The organism is Salifodinibacter halophilus (assembly GCA_012999515.1).
GTDB lineage: Bacteria > Pseudomonadota > Gammaproteobacteria > Nevskiales > Salinisphaeraceae > Salifodinibacter > Salifodinibacter halophilus.
Window position 1 is genome coordinate 1 of the sequence record JABEEB010000245.1, and the last position, 273, is coordinate 273.

Consider the following 273-nt stretch of genomic DNA (forward strand, 5'->3'; position numbering starts at 1 on the left):
CGCAGATCGCCGCGCTGGCCAAGGGCTACAGCCACGTGTTCGGCCCCTCGACCACCTTCGGCAAGGACCTGATGCCGTGCGTGGCCGCGCTGCTCGGCGTGGCCCAGGTGTCGGACGTGATGGCGGTGGAAGCCAGCCACACCTTCAAGCGCCCGATCTACGCCGGCAACGCCATCGTCACCGTCGAAGCCCCGGCCGATCACACCGTGGTCGCGACCGTGCGCACCGCGTCGTGGCCGGAAGCGGCCAAGGGCGGCAGTGCGTCGGTGGAAG

1 protein-coding gene is annotated in these 273 nt (G+C 70.7%); it reads left to right on the forward strand.

Annotated features, from left to right (window positions below; genetic code table 11):
- On the forward strand, window positions 1-273 hold a 273-nt coding region (locus HKX41_11510; GenBank protein ID NNC24759.1), incomplete at both ends, for an electron transfer flavoprotein subunit alpha/FixB family protein.